Origin of the sequence: Streptomyces smyrnaeus (genome assembly GCF_017676345.1) — a bacterium.
Taxonomy (GTDB): Bacteria; Actinomycetota; Actinomycetes; order Streptomycetales; family Streptomycetaceae; genus Streptomyces; species Streptomyces smyrnaeus.
Window position 1 is genome coordinate 476,778 of the sequence record NZ_JAFFZM010000001.1, and the last position, 16,573, is coordinate 493,350.

At 71.8% G+C, this 16,573-nt stretch carries 13 protein-coding genes; 6 read left to right on the plus strand and 7 right to left on the minus strand.

Going from position 1 to position 16,573, the window contains the following annotated elements; translation table 11 throughout:
- Positions 1 to 122 precede the first annotated feature (122 nt).
- Positions 123 to 995, plus strand: coding sequence for an SCO6745 family protein (locus tag JW613_RS02125; RefSeq protein ID WP_209208950.1), 873 nt, complete (start codon positions 123 to 125; stop codon positions 993 to 995).
- A 137-nt stretch (positions 996 to 1,132) separates the two neighbouring features.
- On the plus strand, positions 1,133 to 3,535 hold the full coding sequence (locus JW613_RS02130; RefSeq protein ID WP_209208951.1) for a Tex family protein: 2,403 nt from the start codon (positions 1,133 to 1,135) through the stop codon (positions 3,533 to 3,535).
- Positions 3,536 to 3,689: 154 nt separating this feature from the next.
- Here JW613_RS02130 and JW613_RS02135 read toward each other — a convergent pair whose 3' ends face one another.
- Together JW613_RS02135 and JW613_RS02140 are read right to left on the minus strand one after the other, a co-directional pair.
- Entirely contained in the window at positions 3,690 to 4,754 is a 1,065-nt protein-coding gene (locus tag JW613_RS02135) for a DUF8094 domain-containing protein (RefSeq protein WP_209208952.1), read from the minus strand.
- Positions 4,755 to 4,828: 74 nt separating this feature from the next.
- On the minus strand, positions 4,829 to 5,518 hold the full coding sequence (locus JW613_RS02140) for a nitroreductase family protein (protein WP_209208953.1): 690 nt from the start codon (positions 5,516 to 5,518) through the stop codon (positions 4,829 to 4,831).
- A 290-nt stretch (positions 5,519 to 5,808) separates the two neighbouring features.
- Between JW613_RS02140 and JW613_RS02145 the strand changes: the two genes are divergently transcribed.
- The gene (locus tag JW613_RS02145; protein ID WP_209208954.1) at positions 5,809 to 7,431 is read left to right on the plus strand and encodes an ABC-F family ATP-binding cassette domain-containing protein; all 1,623 of its coding nucleotides are present in this window, start codon (positions 5,809 to 5,811) and stop codon (positions 7,429 to 7,431) included.
- 45 nt (positions 7,432 to 7,476) lie between these two features.
- Here JW613_RS02145 and JW613_RS02150 read toward each other — a convergent pair whose 3' ends face one another.
- Genes JW613_RS02150 through JW613_RS02170 form a run of 5 tightly spaced genes read right to left on the minus strand, consistent with a single transcriptional unit; the run spans position 7,477 to position 12,966 of the window.
- Complete coding sequence (locus JW613_RS02150; RefSeq protein WP_209208955.1) at positions 7,477 to 8,358, minus strand: Gfo/Idh/MocA family protein; 882 nt, start codon at positions 8,356 to 8,358, stop codon at positions 7,477 to 7,479.
- A 37-nt stretch (positions 8,359 to 8,395) separates the two neighbouring features.
- The gene (locus JW613_RS02155; RefSeq protein ID WP_209208956.1) at positions 8,396 to 9,607 is read right to left on the minus strand and encodes an ROK family transcriptional regulator; all 1,212 of its coding nucleotides are present in this window, start codon (positions 9,605 to 9,607) and stop codon (positions 8,396 to 8,398) included.
- Between the two features lie 7 nt (positions 9,608 to 9,614).
- Positions 9,615 to 10,505, minus strand: a complete 891-nt coding sequence (locus tag JW613_RS02160; protein ID WP_209208957.1) for a carbohydrate ABC transporter permease — start codon at positions 10,503 to 10,505, stop codon at positions 9,615 to 9,617.
- Positions 10,505 to 11,557, minus strand: coding sequence for a carbohydrate ABC transporter permease (locus JW613_RS02165; protein WP_209208958.1), 1,053 nt, complete (start codon positions 11,555 to 11,557; stop codon positions 10,505 to 10,507). Before JW613_RS02165 ends, JW613_RS02160 begins: the two co-directional genes overlap by 1 nt.
- The gene (locus JW613_RS02170; protein ID WP_209208959.1) at positions 11,554 to 12,966 is read right to left on the minus strand and encodes an ABC transporter substrate-binding protein; all 1,413 of its coding nucleotides are present in this window, start codon (positions 12,964 to 12,966) and stop codon (positions 11,554 to 11,556) included. The genes JW613_RS02165 and JW613_RS02170 overlap by 4 nt, the downstream gene beginning before the upstream one ends.
- A gap of 143 nt (positions 12,967 to 13,109) precedes the next feature.
- Here JW613_RS02170 and JW613_RS02175 point away from each other — a divergent pair, with 143 nt between their 5' ends.
- From JW613_RS02175 to JW613_RS02185, 3 genes are all read left to right on the plus strand, one after another.
- Entirely contained in the window at positions 13,110 to 14,156 is a 1,047-nt protein-coding gene (locus JW613_RS02175) for a zinc-dependent alcohol dehydrogenase (protein WP_209208960.1), read from the plus strand.
- 76 nt (positions 14,157 to 14,232) lie between these two features.
- On the plus strand, positions 14,233 to 15,051 hold the full coding sequence (locus JW613_RS02180; protein ID WP_209208961.1) for a sugar phosphate isomerase/epimerase family protein: 819 nt from the start codon (positions 14,233 to 14,235) through the stop codon (positions 15,049 to 15,051).
- Positions 15,048 to 16,571, plus strand: coding sequence for an MGH1-like glycoside hydrolase domain-containing protein (locus JW613_RS02185; protein ID WP_307865754.1), 1,524 nt, complete (start codon positions 15,048 to 15,050; stop codon positions 16,569 to 16,571). The genes JW613_RS02180 and JW613_RS02185 overlap by 4 nt, the downstream gene beginning before the upstream one ends.
- The last annotated feature ends 2 nt before the right edge of the window (positions 16,572 to 16,573 follow it).

A 16,573-nucleotide genomic window follows, 5' to 3' on the forward strand; every position in this document is an offset into this window, starting at 1 on the left:
CCTCGCGCTGCCGATGCTCGACCCGGCCCGGTCCGCAGCGCCCGTCCGGCGTCGACCGGTTCCCCGCTCCCTTGATGGGGCGCAGCCTTCAAGCGTGACGTACCCAGCGGTAGCGTACGGGCATGACGCCACTTCCCGAACGCGCCGGGCGGCGCTGCCACAACGCCCTGAACGCCCTGCACTCCGCGCTCTACTTCTCACCCGCGCTGGGGAAGGAGCTCTCGCCCTACGGCATCGACGACCCGCACGCGGTCAATCTGGCCGCGCGGTCGGCGCCGCTGGGCGCCGTGGGCGCGGGCACGGTGACGGCCACCTTCTACAACTACAGCCACGCGCTGGTCGCCCGATTCGTCCCCGAGGTGTGGGACGCCGCGTCGCCGGAGACCGTACTGGCCGCACGGCTGCGCGCCGCCGACACCACACTGCGCGACCTGCTGGGCGAGGAGGCCGTGCACTCCGCGGAGATGACGGAGGCCGCGCGGCTGGCGCTGCGCGCCGCCGAGGGCTGCACCCGCTCCGGGCGCCCGCTGCACTCCGCCAACGCGGACCTGCCCGTGCCACCGGTGGACCAGTCGCCGCACCTGGCGCTGTGGCACGCGGCGACGCTGCTGCGCGAGCACCGCGGGGACGGCCACATAGCGGCCCTGCAGAACGCCGAACTGGACGCGTTGGAGGCCGTGGTGAGCCACACCGCCAGCGGACGCGGAATGAACCCCAAGTGGGTGATGAGCACCCGTGGCTACAACGAGCGGGACTGGGCGGCGGCGCAGCAGCGGCTGACCGGGCGCGGACTGCTGGACGCCGACTGTGAGCTGACCGAGCAGGGCGTGGAGCTGCGAAAGCACCTGGAGGCGGAGACCGATCGGCTGGACCGTCGGCCCTACGAGCTGCTGGGCGCCGAGGGCGTGGCGCGGCTGACGGAGCTGGCGGGCGGTTTCGCGCGGACGGCGACCGAGGCGGGCGCGTTCCCCGCCGATCTGATCAGCAAGGGCTGACCGGCAGCACTACGACGGGCCGGCGCCCCCCGGCGGGGGCCCGCCGTCGCGCCCGCCTGCGCGGGGCTGTCCGACCCGCCTGCCACAATGCATGCCTACCGGGGGACCACAGCACCGAGAAGGCGGAACGAACCATCGTGACGACGACCATCGAAGGCAGGATCGCCGAGGAACTCGGCGTACGCGAGCGGCAGGTCCGCGCCGCTGTCGAGCTGCTCGACGGCGGGTCGACCGTGCCGTTCATCGCGCGCTACCGCAAGGAAGCGACCGAGACGCTCGACGACGCGCAGCTGCGCTCCCTGGAGGAGCGGCTGCGCTATCTGCGGGAGCTGGAGGAGCGGCGCGAGTCGATCCTGGAATCCGTACGCGGGCAGGGCAAGCTCACCGACGAGCTGGCGGAGCAGATCCGCGCCGCCGACTCCAAGGCGCGCCTGGAGGACATCTACCTGCCGTACAAGCCCAAGCGGCGCACCAAGGCGCAGATCGCCCGCGAGGCCGGTCTCGAACCACTGGCCGAAGGGCTGCTCGCCGACCCGACGGTGGAGCCGTCCGCCGCGGCTGCCGCGTTCGTCGACGCGGACAAGGGCGTCGCGGACACCGCCGCCGCTCTGGAGGGTGCGCGCGCGATCCTGGCCGAGCGCTTCAGCGAGGACGCCGACCTGATCGGCGAGCTGCGCGAGCGCATGTGGGAGCAGGGCCGGCTGGCGGCCAAGGTGCGGGAGGGCAAGGAGGAGCAGGGCGCCAAGTTCGCCGACTACTTCGACTTCTCCGAGGGCTTCACCGAGCTGCCCTCGCACCGGGTCCTGGCGATGCTGCGCGGCGAGAAGGAAGAGGTCCTCGACCTCACCATGGAGCCCGAGCCGGCCGGCGCGCCGAGCACGGTGCCGGAGGGGCCGAGCTCCTACGAGCGCTCCATCGCCCACCGCTTCGGGGTGCGCGACGAGGGCCGCCCGGCCGACGCCTGGCTGGCCGAGACGGTGCGCTGGGCATGGCGTACGCGCATCCTGGTGCATCTGGGGATCGACCTGCGCACCCGGCTGCGGACGGCGGCCGAGGACGAGGCGGTGCGGGTCTTCGCGGCCAACCTGCGCGACCTGCTGCTGGCCGCGCCCGCGGGCACCCGTGCGACCCTCGGTCTGGACCCGGGACTGCGGACGGGTGTGAAGGTGGCCGTGATCGACGCGACGGGCAAGGTGGCCGCCACGGACACCATCTACCCGCACGCCCCGCAGAAGCAGTGGGACCAGTCGCTGGCGAAGCTGGCGGCGCTCGCCGAGGCGCACAAGGTGGAGCTCGTCGCGATCGGCAACGGCACCGCGTCCCGCGAGACCGACAAGCTCGCGGGTGAACTCATCGCGGCCAGGCCGGAGCTCAAGCTGACCAAGGTGATGGTCTCGGAGGCGGGCGCCTCCGTCTACTCCGCCTCGGCCTACGCCTCGCAGGAGCTGCCCGAGCTGGATGTGTCGCTGCGCGGCGCCGTCTCCATCGCCCGCCGGCTGCAGGACCCGCTGGCCGAGCTGGTGAAGATCGACCCCAAGTCGATCGGCGTGGGGCAGTACCAGCACGACCTGTCCGAGGTGAAGCTCTCGCGCTCGCTGGACGCCGTGGTGGAGGACTGTGTGAACGGCGTCGGAGTGGACGTCAACACGGCCTCGGCACCGCTGCTCTCCCGCGTCTCGGGCATCGGCTCGGTACTGGCGGAGAACATCGTCGCGCACCGCGACGCCAACGGCCCGTTCAAGAGCCGTCAGGAGCTCAAGGACGTCGCACGGCTCGGTCCCAAGGCGTTCGAGCAGTGCGCGGGCTTCCTGCGGATCCGCGGCGGGGACGACCCGCTGGACGCCTCGGCGGTGCACCCGGAGGCGTACCCGGTCGTGCGGGACATGGTGACGAAGGCGGGCACCGATGTGCCGTCGCTGATCGGCAACGCGAAGGTGCTGCGCGCGCTGGATCCGAAGGAGTTCGTCAACGGCTCGTTCGGTCTGCCCACGGTCACCGACATCCTGCGCGAGCTGGAGAAGCCGGGCCGCGACCCGCGTCCCGCGTTCCGCACGGCGAGCTTCAAGGAGGGCGTCGAGAAGCTCGGCGACCTGTCCAAGGGCATGGTCCTGGAGGGCGTGGTCACCAATGTCGCCGCGTTCGGCGCCTTTGTGGACGTCGGGGTGCACCAGGACGGTCTGGTGCATGTCTCGGCGATGTCGAAGACGTTCGTGAAGGACCCGCGCGATGTGGTCAAGCCCGGCGACATCGTCAAGGTGCGGGTGCTGGACGTCGACGAGGCGCGCAAGCGGATCTCGCTGACGCTCCGGCTGGACGACGAGCCCGAGTCCGGTGGCGGTTCCCGACGGGGCGGCCGTCGCGGCGGTGCCCCCGCGGGCGGCGGCGCCCCGCGCCAGCGCCAGGGCTCGCCCAAGGGCGGCGGCAACAACGGCGGCGGCAACGGTGGTGGCGGCAACAAGCGCCGCGGCCAGGGCTCGTCGGCCCCGGCGCCGAACAACAGCGAGATGGCCGAGGCCCTCCGCCGCGCCGGCCTGGCCTGACGACCCGCGGACCGTCCCGTCCACCCGCCCCCCTTCCGTCCGTCGGGACGGCGGGGGCCCGGCGGTGCCGCCGATCGGCTGAGCCCGGTCGGCGGCACCGGGCGGGAGGGCCGGCAAGGGGCGAGCCGCACCGGTCCTCGAGCGCCCGGTGACCTCAGGTGTCGGTGCCGGGCATCTTGCCGTTCTGGTCGGAGCCGGCGGCGGCGCCGGTCATCTCGTACTCGGTGCCGAGGAGCTCGGCCTTGCCCTTCGCCGGGATGTGGGCGCTGGATATGTGCAGCCAGTCCACGAAGAAGGAGGGCGCCGAGGTGTTGCCGACGTAGACCTTCATCGAGTCGGACGGGTGGATGGTGGCGGTCACCTGGGTGCCCCGGTCGTGTTCGCGTACCTGGGTGCTGAAGACGGCGAACGAGCCGCCGTCCTCGGTGCGGAGCGCGTGGATCTTCTCGTGGGTCGCCTCGCCCCGGCTGTAGACGGCTTCACCGTAGGGGCGCAGCAGCTTGTTCTGCGAGCCGGGGATCTTGCCGATCGAGTCGGTGGACTTCGAGGTGCGGAAGCCGCTGTTGGCGGCGCCCTTCTTGGTGTAGAGGTCCAGCAGGGAGTCGGAGAGGGAGTCCGGTGCCATGGCACCCGACTTCTTCGCCGTGTCGGAAACGGGCTTCACGAAGCCGTCCTTGTCCTTGGCGAGCTTCGGCAGCCGCTTGCTCTCGCTGTAGCTGCTGGAGACCATCTTCCAGTCGCCGCTCTTCTGCTTCTCCATGATGAGGACGCCGGGGTACTTGCCCTTCTTCTCCCCCGGTGACTTGGAGTACGCCACCATCGCGAACCAGTCGGCGGAGCCCTTCCGGGGGATGTGGAACTTCCGGTCGACGTAGTGGAACGGTTCCCGGTAGTCGGCCCGCTCCTTGGCCGACCAGTTCTTCTGCATCTTGTAGACGGCCTTGCTCTGCTCGAAGACCGCTCCGCCTTCCACGGTGGACAGCAGCTTCGGGTCCGAGTTCTTGTTGGCCCGGTTGTTGACCTTCTCGTAGTGGTTGACGAGCTGCTCGGCCTTGGCGCGGCTGACGACACCGACCGCGGCCGGCTGCTCCTTCTTGTCGTCGGCGGAGCCCGAACCGCCCGCGGAATCCTTCTCGGAACCGCCGCCGCACCCCGCCACCATGAGGACCAGACCGCTCACGCAGGCCACGCCCGCGATCCCCCGTACCGCACTCTTCATCGCATGCTCCCGTTGCTCACTGATGTGCGCTGGGAGTATGCCGGGTGATCCAGCCCCTGGTGACGGCGGGGTCCTCACAAACGCACCAGCACCTCCTCCAGTTCCTTCCTGGTGAGGTCCGGGACCCGGGTGCCGGGGGCCGGGTAGCCGACGGGGATGACATAGGCGCCGCGTTCCTCGGCGGGGCGTTCGCAGATCTCGTTGAGGAACCGCATGGGGCTGGGGGTGTGGGTGAGGGTGGCCAGGCCCGCCTGATGCAGGGTGGCGAGGAGGAAGCCGACGGCGATGCCGACCGACTCCTTGGTGTAGTAGGGGCGCGGCGTGTGCGGGCCCTTGTGCACCTCGAAGACCACGATGACGGCGGGTGCTTCTTGAAGGAACGGCTTGTGCTCGTCGGTGCCGAGCGGGGCGAGGGCCGCCAGCCATTCGTCGGAGGCGCGCCGCCGGTAGAACTCGCGCTCCTCCTCCTCGGCGGCGGCCCGCAGCCGCCGCTTGCGGTCGGGGTCGGTGAGCACCACGAACCGCCAGGGCTGGACGTGTGCCCCGCTGGGAGCGGTCGCGGCGGTACGGACCGCCCACTCCAGGACGGCTTCGGGGACGGGGCGGCTGTCGAAGTCGCGGACGGTGCGGCGGCGGGACATGATCTCGTAGAAGGACCTGGCGCGGTCCTCGGCCTGCTGCGCGGGGATCTCCAGCGGCCGGAGCGGAACCGTCGGGTAGCGGCTCGGACCGGAACCGGAACTGGGATGACTGGTACGGACCATGCCCGCAGCACAGCACACCGCGGCGCGCGGAAAAAGAGTTGCGGGCCGCAGAATTACGGGCCTATCGTCCTCGACGACTCTGTTGTCGTCGTCAGGAGAGGCCGTTGCGTATCTGAGGTCTGAGACACCGTGTGCCCTGTCTGTGTGCCACGAGTGTGACCTCGGAAGCGAGTCGGCCGGCGATCTGCGCCCCTCTTCTCCTTTCTGATCTCCGTCCCCAGGTGCAGCCGCCGGGGCCCGGTGTCTCCCGCGTTGTCCATCCCCCACCGCGAGACGACCAGGAGGCCCCTGTGACCACCCCTGCCCACTCCCCCTCTCTCAGCTGCTCCCGACTGTCCTTCTCCTGGCCGGACGGCAGTCCCGTCTTCACCGACTTCGACCTGGCCGTCGGCCCCGGCCGTACCGGCCTGATCGGGCTCAACGGCAGTGGCAAGTCCACCCTGTTGAAGCTGCTCGCGGGCGAGCTGCGGCCGGACGCGGGGAGCGTCAGCGCCCTGGGCGAGGTCGGCTATCTGCCGCAGGATCTCACCCTCGACACCGCCCTGCGGGTGGACGAGGCGCTGGGCATCGCCGGCGCCAGGGCCGCGCTGCACGCCATCGAGGCGGGTGACGTCAGCGAGGAGCAGTTCACCGCCGTCGGCGACGACTGGGATGTCGAGGAGCGTGCCCGGGCGACGCTGGACCAGCTCGGCCTCGCCCATGTGGAGCTGGATCGAACCATCGGCGAGGTGTCCGGCGGCGAGTCGGTACTGCTGCGCCTGGCCGCACTGCTGCTGGCCCGGCCGGACGTCCTGCTGCTGGACGAGCCCACCAACAACCTCGACCGGGCCGCCCGGCGGCGCCTCCACGACGCGGTCGCCTCCTTCAACGGTGTACTCGTGGTGGTCAGCCACGATCGTGAACTGCTCGCGCTGGTCGATCGGATCGCCGATCTGCGCGGCGGCGAGGTCGTGTGGTACGGCGGCAATCTGGCGGCGTACGAGGAGGCCGTCGCCGCCGAGCAGCAGGCGGCCGAACGGATGGTACGCGCGGCCGAGACCGACGTGCGGCGGCAGCAGCGCGAACTGTCCGAGGCCCGCACCAAGCTGGCCCGGCGCGCCCGGTACGGCAACAAGGTGCAGGCCAGTAGGAGCGAGCCGAAGATCCTGATGGGAGCGCGCAAACGGAAGGCGCAGGAGTCGGCGGGCAAGCACCGCATTCTGCACGAGCAGCGCCTCGAAGAGGCGAAGGAGCGGCTGGAGGAGGCGGCCGAACGGGTCCGGGAGGACGACGAGATCCGTATCGAGCTGCCGTTCACCGCGGTACCGCGCGGACGGAAGGTGCTGGAGCTGGACGACGTGGAGCTGCGCAACGGCGCCCGCGTCACGCTGGATGTGCACGGCCCCGACCGGATCGCACTCGTCGGCGCCAACGGTGCGGGCAAGACCACGCTGCTGCGTACGATCACCGGTCAGCCGGCACCGGCGGCGGGCGAGGTGCGCACCCATGTGCCGCTGCGCTACCTCCCCCAGCGGCTGGATGTGCTCGATGACGCGCTGTCGCTCGTCGAGAACGTCGCCGCGCTCGCCCCGGAGGCGACCAACCAGCAGATCCGCTCGCGGCTGGCCCGGTTCCTCTTCCGCGGCCGGCACGCCGACCGCGCGGTGGGCACGCTCTCCGGCGGCGAGCGCTTCCGCGCGACGCTCGCCGCGGTGATGCTGACCGAGCCCGGTCCCCAGTTGCTGCTGCTGGACGAGCCGACCAACAATCTGGACCTCTCCAGCGTCCGGCAGTTGCGCGAGGCGCTCGCCGCGTACGAGGGGGCGCTGATCGTCGCCAGCCATGACGTCCCGTTCCTCCACGAGTTGGGCATCACCCGGTGGCTGGAGCTGGACGGTGAGCTGCGGGAGGTGGATCCGACGGTGCTGCGATAAGGGGCTCCCCCGTCTCCCCCTGCCGAGCTTGCCCACCGTGCCGGGCTACCGAAGCGCCTGGTCCAGCAACTGCTGGAGCCGCAACCCGCGTTGCGCGTCGACAGGCCCGGCGGAGCCACTCCGTACGGCGGCAGCGAACTCGCGGCGCAGCACCGGCCAGCACTCCTCGTGATCGAGGTCGGCGGTGTCGTAGACCAGCTCCCCCTCGGGTCCGTACAGCTCCACCCTGGTACGGGCCCGGGGCAGCGCGACCGCGCCGGAGAGTGACGCCTGACTGACGGCGCCGTTCTCGTGCTCGCACGTCAGCTCCGTCCAGCGGCGCGGATCGCCGGTGCCGTGCACGGCGGTGACGGGGCCGACGGCGAGGTCGAGCAGGTCGAGCAGGTGCGGGCCCAGGTCGAGCAGGGCGCCGTGTGCCAGCCGCCAGGCCGTGGCCTGGTCGCCGCCGAGGAAGGCGCCGTGCAGATAGCAGGAGCGGGCCCCGGTGACCGTCATCCCACGGGCCCGGGCGAGAAAGTGCCGGGTGGCCGGGTGGTAGCGCTTGGTCAGCACCAGCTGGGAGACGACGCCGGATTCCGCGACCGCGTCGGCGACGGCGCGGGCGGCGGCAAGGTCGGGCCCCAGCGGCTTCTCCAGCAGCAGCGCCCGGCCCGCGCGGGCGGCGCGGGGCGCCAGCTGGGCCTGGACGGCGGGGGGCACGGCGAAGGCGACGGCCTCGCACCTCTCGAAGAGCTCGTCGGGACAGGCCGCGGTCCTCGCGCCGTGTTCCACGGCGACCTGGGCGGCGGCCTCCGGCCTGCGTGCCCAGACGGCGGTCAGCTCGGTCTCCGGCCCGGCGGCGAGCATGCGGGCGTGCATGGTGCGGGCCCACGGCCCGGCACCGACGAGCCCGACGCGTATCGCCGGGCCGGTCCAGGGTGCGGTCATGGTGCTGTCTCCTGCGAACGCGTGGGGGCGGCGGCGGTCACCGTGCCGACGCGGCCAGCCGGGCGTCGGCGCGGTCGGGGGCGTAGCGGTCCTCCACGACCATGGCGGCGGCGCCGATCAGACCGGCCCGCTCGCCCAGCCGCGAGGTGACCACGTTGAGGTGGGCCGTGGTGCGGGGCATGGCGCGCTGGTACAGCAGCTCCCGTACGCCGGTCAGGAACGGGGTACCGGCCAGGTCGCCGGCGATCATCAGCACCCCGGGGTTGAGCAGCGTGACCACGGTCACCAGCACCTCCCCCACCCGGCGCCCGGCCTCGCGGGCCAGCCGGACCGCCTCGGGCCGGCCCGAGGCGAGGTGCTCGCGGACGCCGGAGCCGGAGGTGGTGGGCACACCGGCGGCGGTGAGCTGCTTGGCCAGCGCGCGCCCGCTGGCGACGGCGGCGAGGCAGCCGTAGTTGCCGCACATGCACAGCGCGTCCTGGCAGTCGTGCAGCCGGATGTGGCCGATGTCGCCGGCGCCGCCGTCGATGCCTCGGTAGGGCTGCCCGTCCACGACGACGCCCGCACCGATACCGGTGGCCACCTTGATCAGCAGGAAGGCCGCACAGTCGGGATGGCCGACGCGCTGTTCGGCGTAGGCCATGAGGTTGGCGTCGTTGTCGACGAGCACGGGCACGGGCGCTCCCGCCCGCACATGTGCCGCGTACGCCTCCTGCATCCGCTCGCGCAGCGGGTAGCCGTCCCAGCCGGGCATGATCGGCGGCTGGATGACCAGCCCGGAGTCGTAATCGACCGGCCCGGGCACCGACAGACCGATGCCGCAGATCCGGGAGGGGTCCGTGCCCTGCTCCTTGAGCAGCTCGGCGAACCACTGCCCGAGCCGGTCGAGCACCTGGTCGGGTCCGTCGCCTATGACCAGCTCGCCCGAGCGTTCGACCAGCACGTTCCCGGCGAGGTCGAGCAGGCCCACGGCGGCGTGCCGGGTGCCGAGGTCGGCGGCGAGCACCGCGGCGTGCCCGGTGTCGAACTCCAGACGTGCCGAGGGCCGCCCGCCGGTGGAGCCCGCTGTCGGCCGGGCCTCGCCCTCGCGCAGCCAGCCCGCCGCGAAGAGCTGGTCGAGCCGGTGTCCGACGGTGGACCTGGACAGCCCGGTGGCCTGCTGCAGGGCACCGCGGGTGGTGGCCCGGCCGTCCCGGATGAGCTGCAGCAGATGGCCCGCGCTCGACTGGTTGCCGGTGGTACCGGTCATGCTCTCCTCAGCTCTTGTCCGCGCCGCTGGTCAGGCCCTCGGTCAGGAGCCGTTCCGCGGCGAAGAACAGCCCGACGACGGGGATGGTCAACACCACCGATCCTGCCATCAGCACCGTCTTGGAGACCTCGACACCGTTGGCGAGCTGCTGCAGCCCGAGCGAGACCGTCCACTTCTCCGGCTGCGCGGCCAGGAAGAGCAGCGCGAAGAGGAACTCGTTCCAGGCGATCATGAAGACGTAGAGTCCGGTCGCCATCAGCGAGGGCGCGGCCAGCGGCAGGACCACTTTGCGCACCGTCTGCAGCCGAGTGCAGCCGTCGAGGGCCGCCGCCTCCTCGATGGAGTAGGGAATGGTGACGAAGTAGTTCTTCATCATGTAGATCGACACCGGCACGGTCTGCGCGATGTAGACGATGGCGAGCCCGACCAGGCTGCCCTGGAGCCCCATCTTGGCGAACATCACGAACAGCGGCACGGCCAGCAGCGTCGCGGGGAAGAGGTAGACCGCGAGGAAGAGGACGCTCACCTGCCTGTTGCCGAAGAAGTTCAGCCGGCTGACCGCGTAGGCGCCGGGGATGGCGGCGAGCAGGGTCAGTACCACCGCGCCGAGGGAGACGAGCGCGGAGTTGGCGAGCATGTGCACAAAGCCCTGGCCGCCCTCGGAGGTGGGCTTCAGCACCTCCTCGTAGGTGCTGAGGGTGAAGTCCTCGGCGCTGACCCACAGTTGTCCCGGGTTCAGCAGCAGTGCGTCGATGGGTTTCACCGACAGCAGCAGCATGTAGCAGAAGGGCAGCAGGGTGATCAGCGCCAGGAAGGCGATCACCACCCGCCGGAGCACCCCGAAGAGCCGCTCCTCGAACTGCGCGCGGCTCGGCAGGGAGGTTCGCACACCGCTCATCACGCCTCCTCCTCGACCTTCTTGGCGAAGAACTTGAAGTACACGCCCAGCAGCGCCATCAGTACGACGGCGAGCACCAGCGCCTGGGCCGCGGCGGCACCCACGTCGAAGCGTGCCGTGAGGAAGTCGTAGACCCGTACGGCCACCACGTCGGTGCCGGAGCCGCCGCCGGTGAGCAGGTAGATGTCGTCGAACTTGTTGAACGTCATGATGAAGCGCAGGACGCACAGCAGCGCGATGACCGGCATCAGCTGGGGCAGCAGGACGTGGCGGAAGCGCTGGGTGGGCGTGGCGCCGTCGACCGTGGCGGCTTCCTCCAGGACGTCGGGGACCGCCTGGAGGCGGGCCAGCAGGAAGAGGAAGGCGAACGGGAAGTAGCGCCAGGTCTCGAAGGCGATGACGGTCAGCAGCGCCAGCGGCACATCGAAGTGCAGCCCGAGCAGGGAGACCTCGTAGGAGCGGGTGGAGAGGAAGGCGACGGGGTCGTCCCAGCCCAGCAGCTTGCCGCCCCACTCGTTGACGATCCCGAACTGCGGACTGAGCGCGATCTGCCACACGAAGGCGGCGGCCACCACGGGCGCCACGTACGGCAGCAGCATGGAGCCGCGCAGCAGACCGCGGCCGCGGAACGGTCTGCGCAGCGCGAGGGCGGCGACCAGTCCGAGGACGACGGAGCCCGCGGTGGAGCCGACGGTGTACAGCAGGGTCGTCCACAGGCTGGTCCAGAACCCGGGCGAGGTGAGGATGCCGGTGAAGTTGTGCAGCGACCAGTTGCCGAACAGGCCCATGCTCTGGATGTCCACCAGCCGGGCGCGCTGGAAGGCCAGCAGCACCGTCCAGAGGATCGGCAGGACGACGACCACGAGGACGACGAGAAAGGTGGGCGTGACGAAGGCCAGTCCGGCCCGGTTCTCCCGTGCGGCGCCGGTCAGCGGGCGGCGGTCGGGGCGGCGGGAGCCCGGTCCGCGCCCTTTGCGCCCGCTGCCGGTTGCGCCGACGCTGTCGGCCGACGCGGGCGCCGCGCTCGACGGGGTGGGGGATGTGGTGCTCATCGCAGGGACCTCCGCAGTGCGCCGACTTCCTCGTCGACCGCGCGGGCCGTCTCATCGGGTTCCGTCTGCCCGGCGGCCAGCTCGCCGACGGCCTTGGCGACGGGCAGCTCGCCGTTGGTGGCGCCGACCAGCGCGCCCTCGCCTTCGGCGATGCCCCAGCGGCGCAGGTGGCCGACGCCCTCGGTCAGCTCCTCCAGCAGCTTGTCGGGGTAGATCTCATCGAGCCGCTTGCGGTGGGTGGCCTCGACCCCGAGCCGGCTGCCGCGCCATGCGCGGGTGTATTTGCGCGGGTCCTCGGCCGTGCCCTGCCGGACCGGGATCTTGCCCTCGGGTGCCATGCCGAACCAGTCCTGGTACCCGGTGCCCATCATGTACTCGACGAAGCCGCGGGAGGCCGCCGTCTCGGCGGTCCTGGTCACCGTCCAGGACGTGATCTCGCCGAACTGGCCGGCCTCGGCCGCGTCCGGGCCCTTGAGCGCGGTGGTGATCCCGCTGTGCTCGGCGAGGAAGCCGGGGTCGTCCTTGCACCGAGGGCAGCTGGGGCGGGCGTCGGCGCGCTCCCCGGCCAGCTCGTCCAGCAGGAAGGAGGACCACATCACCATGGGTGAGCGGCCCGCGAAGTAGGTGGCGCGGGTCGAGTCGACCGTCTGGGTGCCCACCGGGCCGTGATCGCGGGCGAGTGTCCGGTAGGTGGCGAAGGCCCGGCGGCAGGCGGGCGAGTCGAGCGCCACCTCACCCTTGGTGATCAGTTGGCAGTCGTTGGCCAGCGCCAGGTTCTCGAAGCTCTGCTGGGTGAAGGCGTCGCCCGGGTCGGTGGCCAGCGAGATGCCGTCCATCCGGCCCTTGTCGAGCTTCCTGGCGGCCTTCGTCATGGTGGCGTAGCTGGTGGGGGGCTCAAGGCCCGCCTTGTTGAACAGGTCCTTGCGGTAGACGAGCAGCTGGAGCCAGGCGTCGGAGGGGACCGTCAGCCGGGTGCTGCCGTCGGCGGTGAGCCGTAGCGCGTTGGCGTTGAAGGTGCCGGGGCCGAGCTTCTTGACGACCTGTGCCGGGATCTCGGTGTTGAGCAGGTCGTTCTCGTACATCTGCCACACCTGGCCGAGCGGGAGCGCGCCGATCACATCGGGGAGGTCGCCCGCGGCGGCGGCCGACATGATCAGCTGCGGGAGCTGTCCCTCGTCGACGCCGACGAGCTTGACCTGGACGCCGCTCCTGCGCTCATAGCGGGAGACGATCTTCTTGGTGGCCGCCATGCGGGCCGGCAGGTTCTCCAGGGTCCACACCGTAAGCTTTTTGTCCGGTTTGTCCGGACCTGCCGCAGCACTTCCGGAGCAGCCGGCCAGGAGACCCGCCCCGAGCACTCCGGCGAGCCCGGCCGCGGCCACCCTCGATCGCCGCATCCACCTTTGCATGCCTCACCCTCGGTTCCGACGTCGGTTCGCCATGAATTCAGCTTGTGAGTTACGCATCTCAACACCAGTTCTGTCTGTTCACAAGACGTAACTCCGATGTATCTTCTACGAAACCGCCGCCGCCGAGCCGTTCGGAGTCCCTTGTGGAGCGAGTTGTCCAGTTCACCGGCCCGCGAGCGGTCGAGGTGGCAGAGCAGGAGAGCGCACCCCTGCCGCCCGGCCACTTGCGCGTCCGCACCCGCTATTCGGGCATATCGGCAGGCACGGAACTGACCGCGTACCGGGGAACGAACCCCTACCTCACCCGCACCTGGGACCCGGAGGCACGGCTCTTCCGGGAGGGCGCGGCGGGCATCGCGTACCCGGTGACCGGCTGGGGCTACTCGGAGGTCGGCGAAGTCACCGAGGTGTCGCCCGAGTTGGCCGACACGCCCGGCATCCCCCGCGCGGGCGACCTGGTGTGGGGCATCTGGGGCCACCGCAGCGAAGGCATCGTCCCCGCCGAGCGGATGGCCGGGCACACCCTGCCCGACGGGCTCGACCCGCTGGCCGGAGCGTTCGCGCGGGTCGGCGCCATCGCCTACAACGCCGTCCTCGGCGCCGACATCCACCTCGGCGAGGACATCGCCGTCTTCGGCCAGGGCGTCATCGGTCTGCTGGCCACCCGGCTCGCCCGGCTCAACGGTGCCCGCGTGACGGCCGTCGACGCGCTGGACGTACGGCTGGAGCACGCGAGGAGCCACGGCGCCGACCAGCTGCTCAACGCCCGCACCGACAGCGTCGCGGAGCGGATCCGCGAGACGACGGACGGGCGCGGCGCCGACGCGGCGATCGAGATCAGCGGTGCCTACCCCGCACTGCACGAGGCGCTGCGGTCGGTCGCGGTCGGCGGGCGCGTGGTCGCCTCCGGCTTCTACCAGGGCGACGGGGCCGGACTACGGCTCGGCGACGAGTTCCACCACAACCGCGCCCAGCTCGTCTGCTCCCAGATCGGCGGCGTCCCGCAGGCCCTCTCCTGCCGGTGGACCGTCGAGCGGTTGCAGCGGACCTTCCTGCGGCTGGTGGCCGAGGGCCGGGTGGATGTCGCTTCGCTGGTCAGCCATGTGGTGCCGGTGGCCGACGCCGCGAACGCGTATGTGCTGCTGGACGAGCGGCCCCAGGACGCGTTGCAGGTGGTGCTGGAGTTCTGACGCCCCTTCGGCCGGACCCTTCGGCGTTCGGCACCGAGCTCACCGGCAGCACCCCCGACCTTCCGAAAGGCGAACCATGTTCAAGACGGCCTGCCAGGAGCAGCTGCTCCCGGGCGAAACCCTGCAGCACAAGTGGGAGTTCGCCCAGGAGGCCGGGTACGACGGCATCGAACTGCGCGGCAAGGGCGACTTCCACTTCCGCGACCGGCTGCCCGAGCTGCGCCGGGCCAAGGCGGACGGTGTGGTGATGCCGACGGTCTGCGTGGACATGCTGCACTTCTTCGCGGCCTTCGACTCGGACCTGCGCCGCGACGCGCTCGCCCAGTTGACCTCCCAGCTCTCGGTCATCGCCGAGCTGGGCGGCGTAGGGGCGCAGACCCCCGCCTCGTACGGGATGTTCTCGCGCCGGCTGCCGCCCTTCACCCCGCCCCGCAGCGCGGAGCAGGACCGCGATGTGCTCCTCGACGGGCTGACGAGGCTGGGCGAGCACGCCCGTGCCGAGGGGGTCACCCTCTTCCTGGAGCCGCTGAACCGCTACGAGGACCACATGGTCAACCGGCTGGAGCAGGCGGCGGAGCTGATCCGCACCGTCGGCCTGGACTCCGTCCGCATCGGGATCGACAGCTACCACATGAACATCGAGGAGGCCGACCCACCGGCCGCGATCCTGGCGGCGGCCCCGTACATCGGGCACGCGCAGGTCAGCGACTCCAACCGGTACCAGCCGGGCGCCGGGCACCTGGACTGGTCCGCGTGGCTGGGGGCCCTGGACAGCGCCGGTTACGACGGGTACCTGGCCGTGGAGTGCCGGCTGGCGCCGGAGGCGGAACCCGCCGAGGCCCTCGCCTCCATACCGCCGTTCCTCGCCGCCCGCGCGGGAGGGACGGTACGGTGACGCTTCCCGCAGCGCCGACCGCCACCGCCTCCCCCGCCGCGGCGCCCCGCGCCCCGGAGCCGTCGCAACGGGCCGGGACCGGCGGTGACCTGCGCCGCGCCGCCTGCCAGGTGCTGCTCGGCAACTGGACCGGCAGCTCGACCGTGCCGTCCCACCAGCTGTATCCGCACCAGTGGAGCTGGGATTCGGCCTTCATCGCCATCGGACTGCGCCACCTCTCCCCCGTGCGGGCACAGCAGGAGGTGGAGACGCTGCTGGCCGCGCAGTGGGGCGACGGACGCGTGCCGCACATCGTCTTCAACCGCGCGGTGCCGCTGGACGCGTACTTCCCCAGCCCGGACTTCTGGCGCTCCTCCTCGGCGGGCGCCGCGGCCGGTGCGCCGCGCACGACCGAGACGTCCGGTGTGGTGCAGCCACCGGTGCACGCGCTGGCCGCCTGGCTGGTGCACAGCGCCGATCCGGACACCTCGGCACGGCGCGGCTTTCTGGCCCGGGTGTATCCGCGGCTGGTGGCCTGGCACCGCTATCTGGCCGACCACCGCGACCTGGGCGGGCACGGGCTGGCGGCCGTGGTGCACCCCTGGGAGCCGGGGATGGACAACAGCCCGTGCTGGGACGGCCCGCTGGCCCGCGTCGAGCCCGCGGCGGCCGGTTCGTTCCGGCGTGCCGACCTGGTGCACGGATCGGCGGCCGACCGGCCCACCGATCTGGACTACCGGCGCTATGTGCGGCTGGCCGCCGAATACCGCGACCACGGCTACCGCGACGCCGAGGCCCCGCACTCCTTCGCCGTGGAGGACCCCGGGTTCAACGCCCTGTTCATCGCCGCCGAGTACGCGCTGGCCCGGATCGCCGAGGCGCTGGGTGGGGAAGCCGAGCCGCACCGGCAGCGGGCCGCGGCGCTGACCGAGGCGCTGGTGGAGCGGCTGTGGTCGCCCGAGGCCGGGCAGTTCCTCTGCCGCGACCTGCGCGCGGCATCCGGTGGCCGGGCGGCGCGGGACGGGCAGGGCGGGCGGCTGGTGGCCGAGCGCAGCGCCGCCGGGCTGCTGCCGCTGGTGGCCCCGCAACTGCCCCGCCCCATCGTGCGGACGCTGCTGCGCACGGTCTCGGGCGAGCACTACGGACTGGGCACGGCCGTGCGGCTGCTGCCCAGTTACGACCTGCGCGGCGCGGCGTTCGACCGGCACCGCTACTGGCGCGGTCCGGCCTGGTTCAACGTCAACTGGCTGCTGGAGCGCGGACTTCGCCGGCACGGCGAGGAAGCGCGCGCCGACGCGCTGGCCGCCGAGGTGCTGCACGCCGCTGCGGCCAGCGGCTTCGCGGAGTACCTCGACCCGTACACCGGGCAGGGCCGTGGTGCCCGCGGCTTCAGCTGGACGGCCGCACTCGCCCTCGACCTGCTCGCCCGGGACGCGGCCGGCCCGAAGCCCGCCGCCGCTGAGGCCCCTCCGGCGGCGTCCGGCCCCGCACCGCGCATTCCGGCGCCCGCGCCGGTGCCCGCGTCCGAGAAGGGACCGTGAAC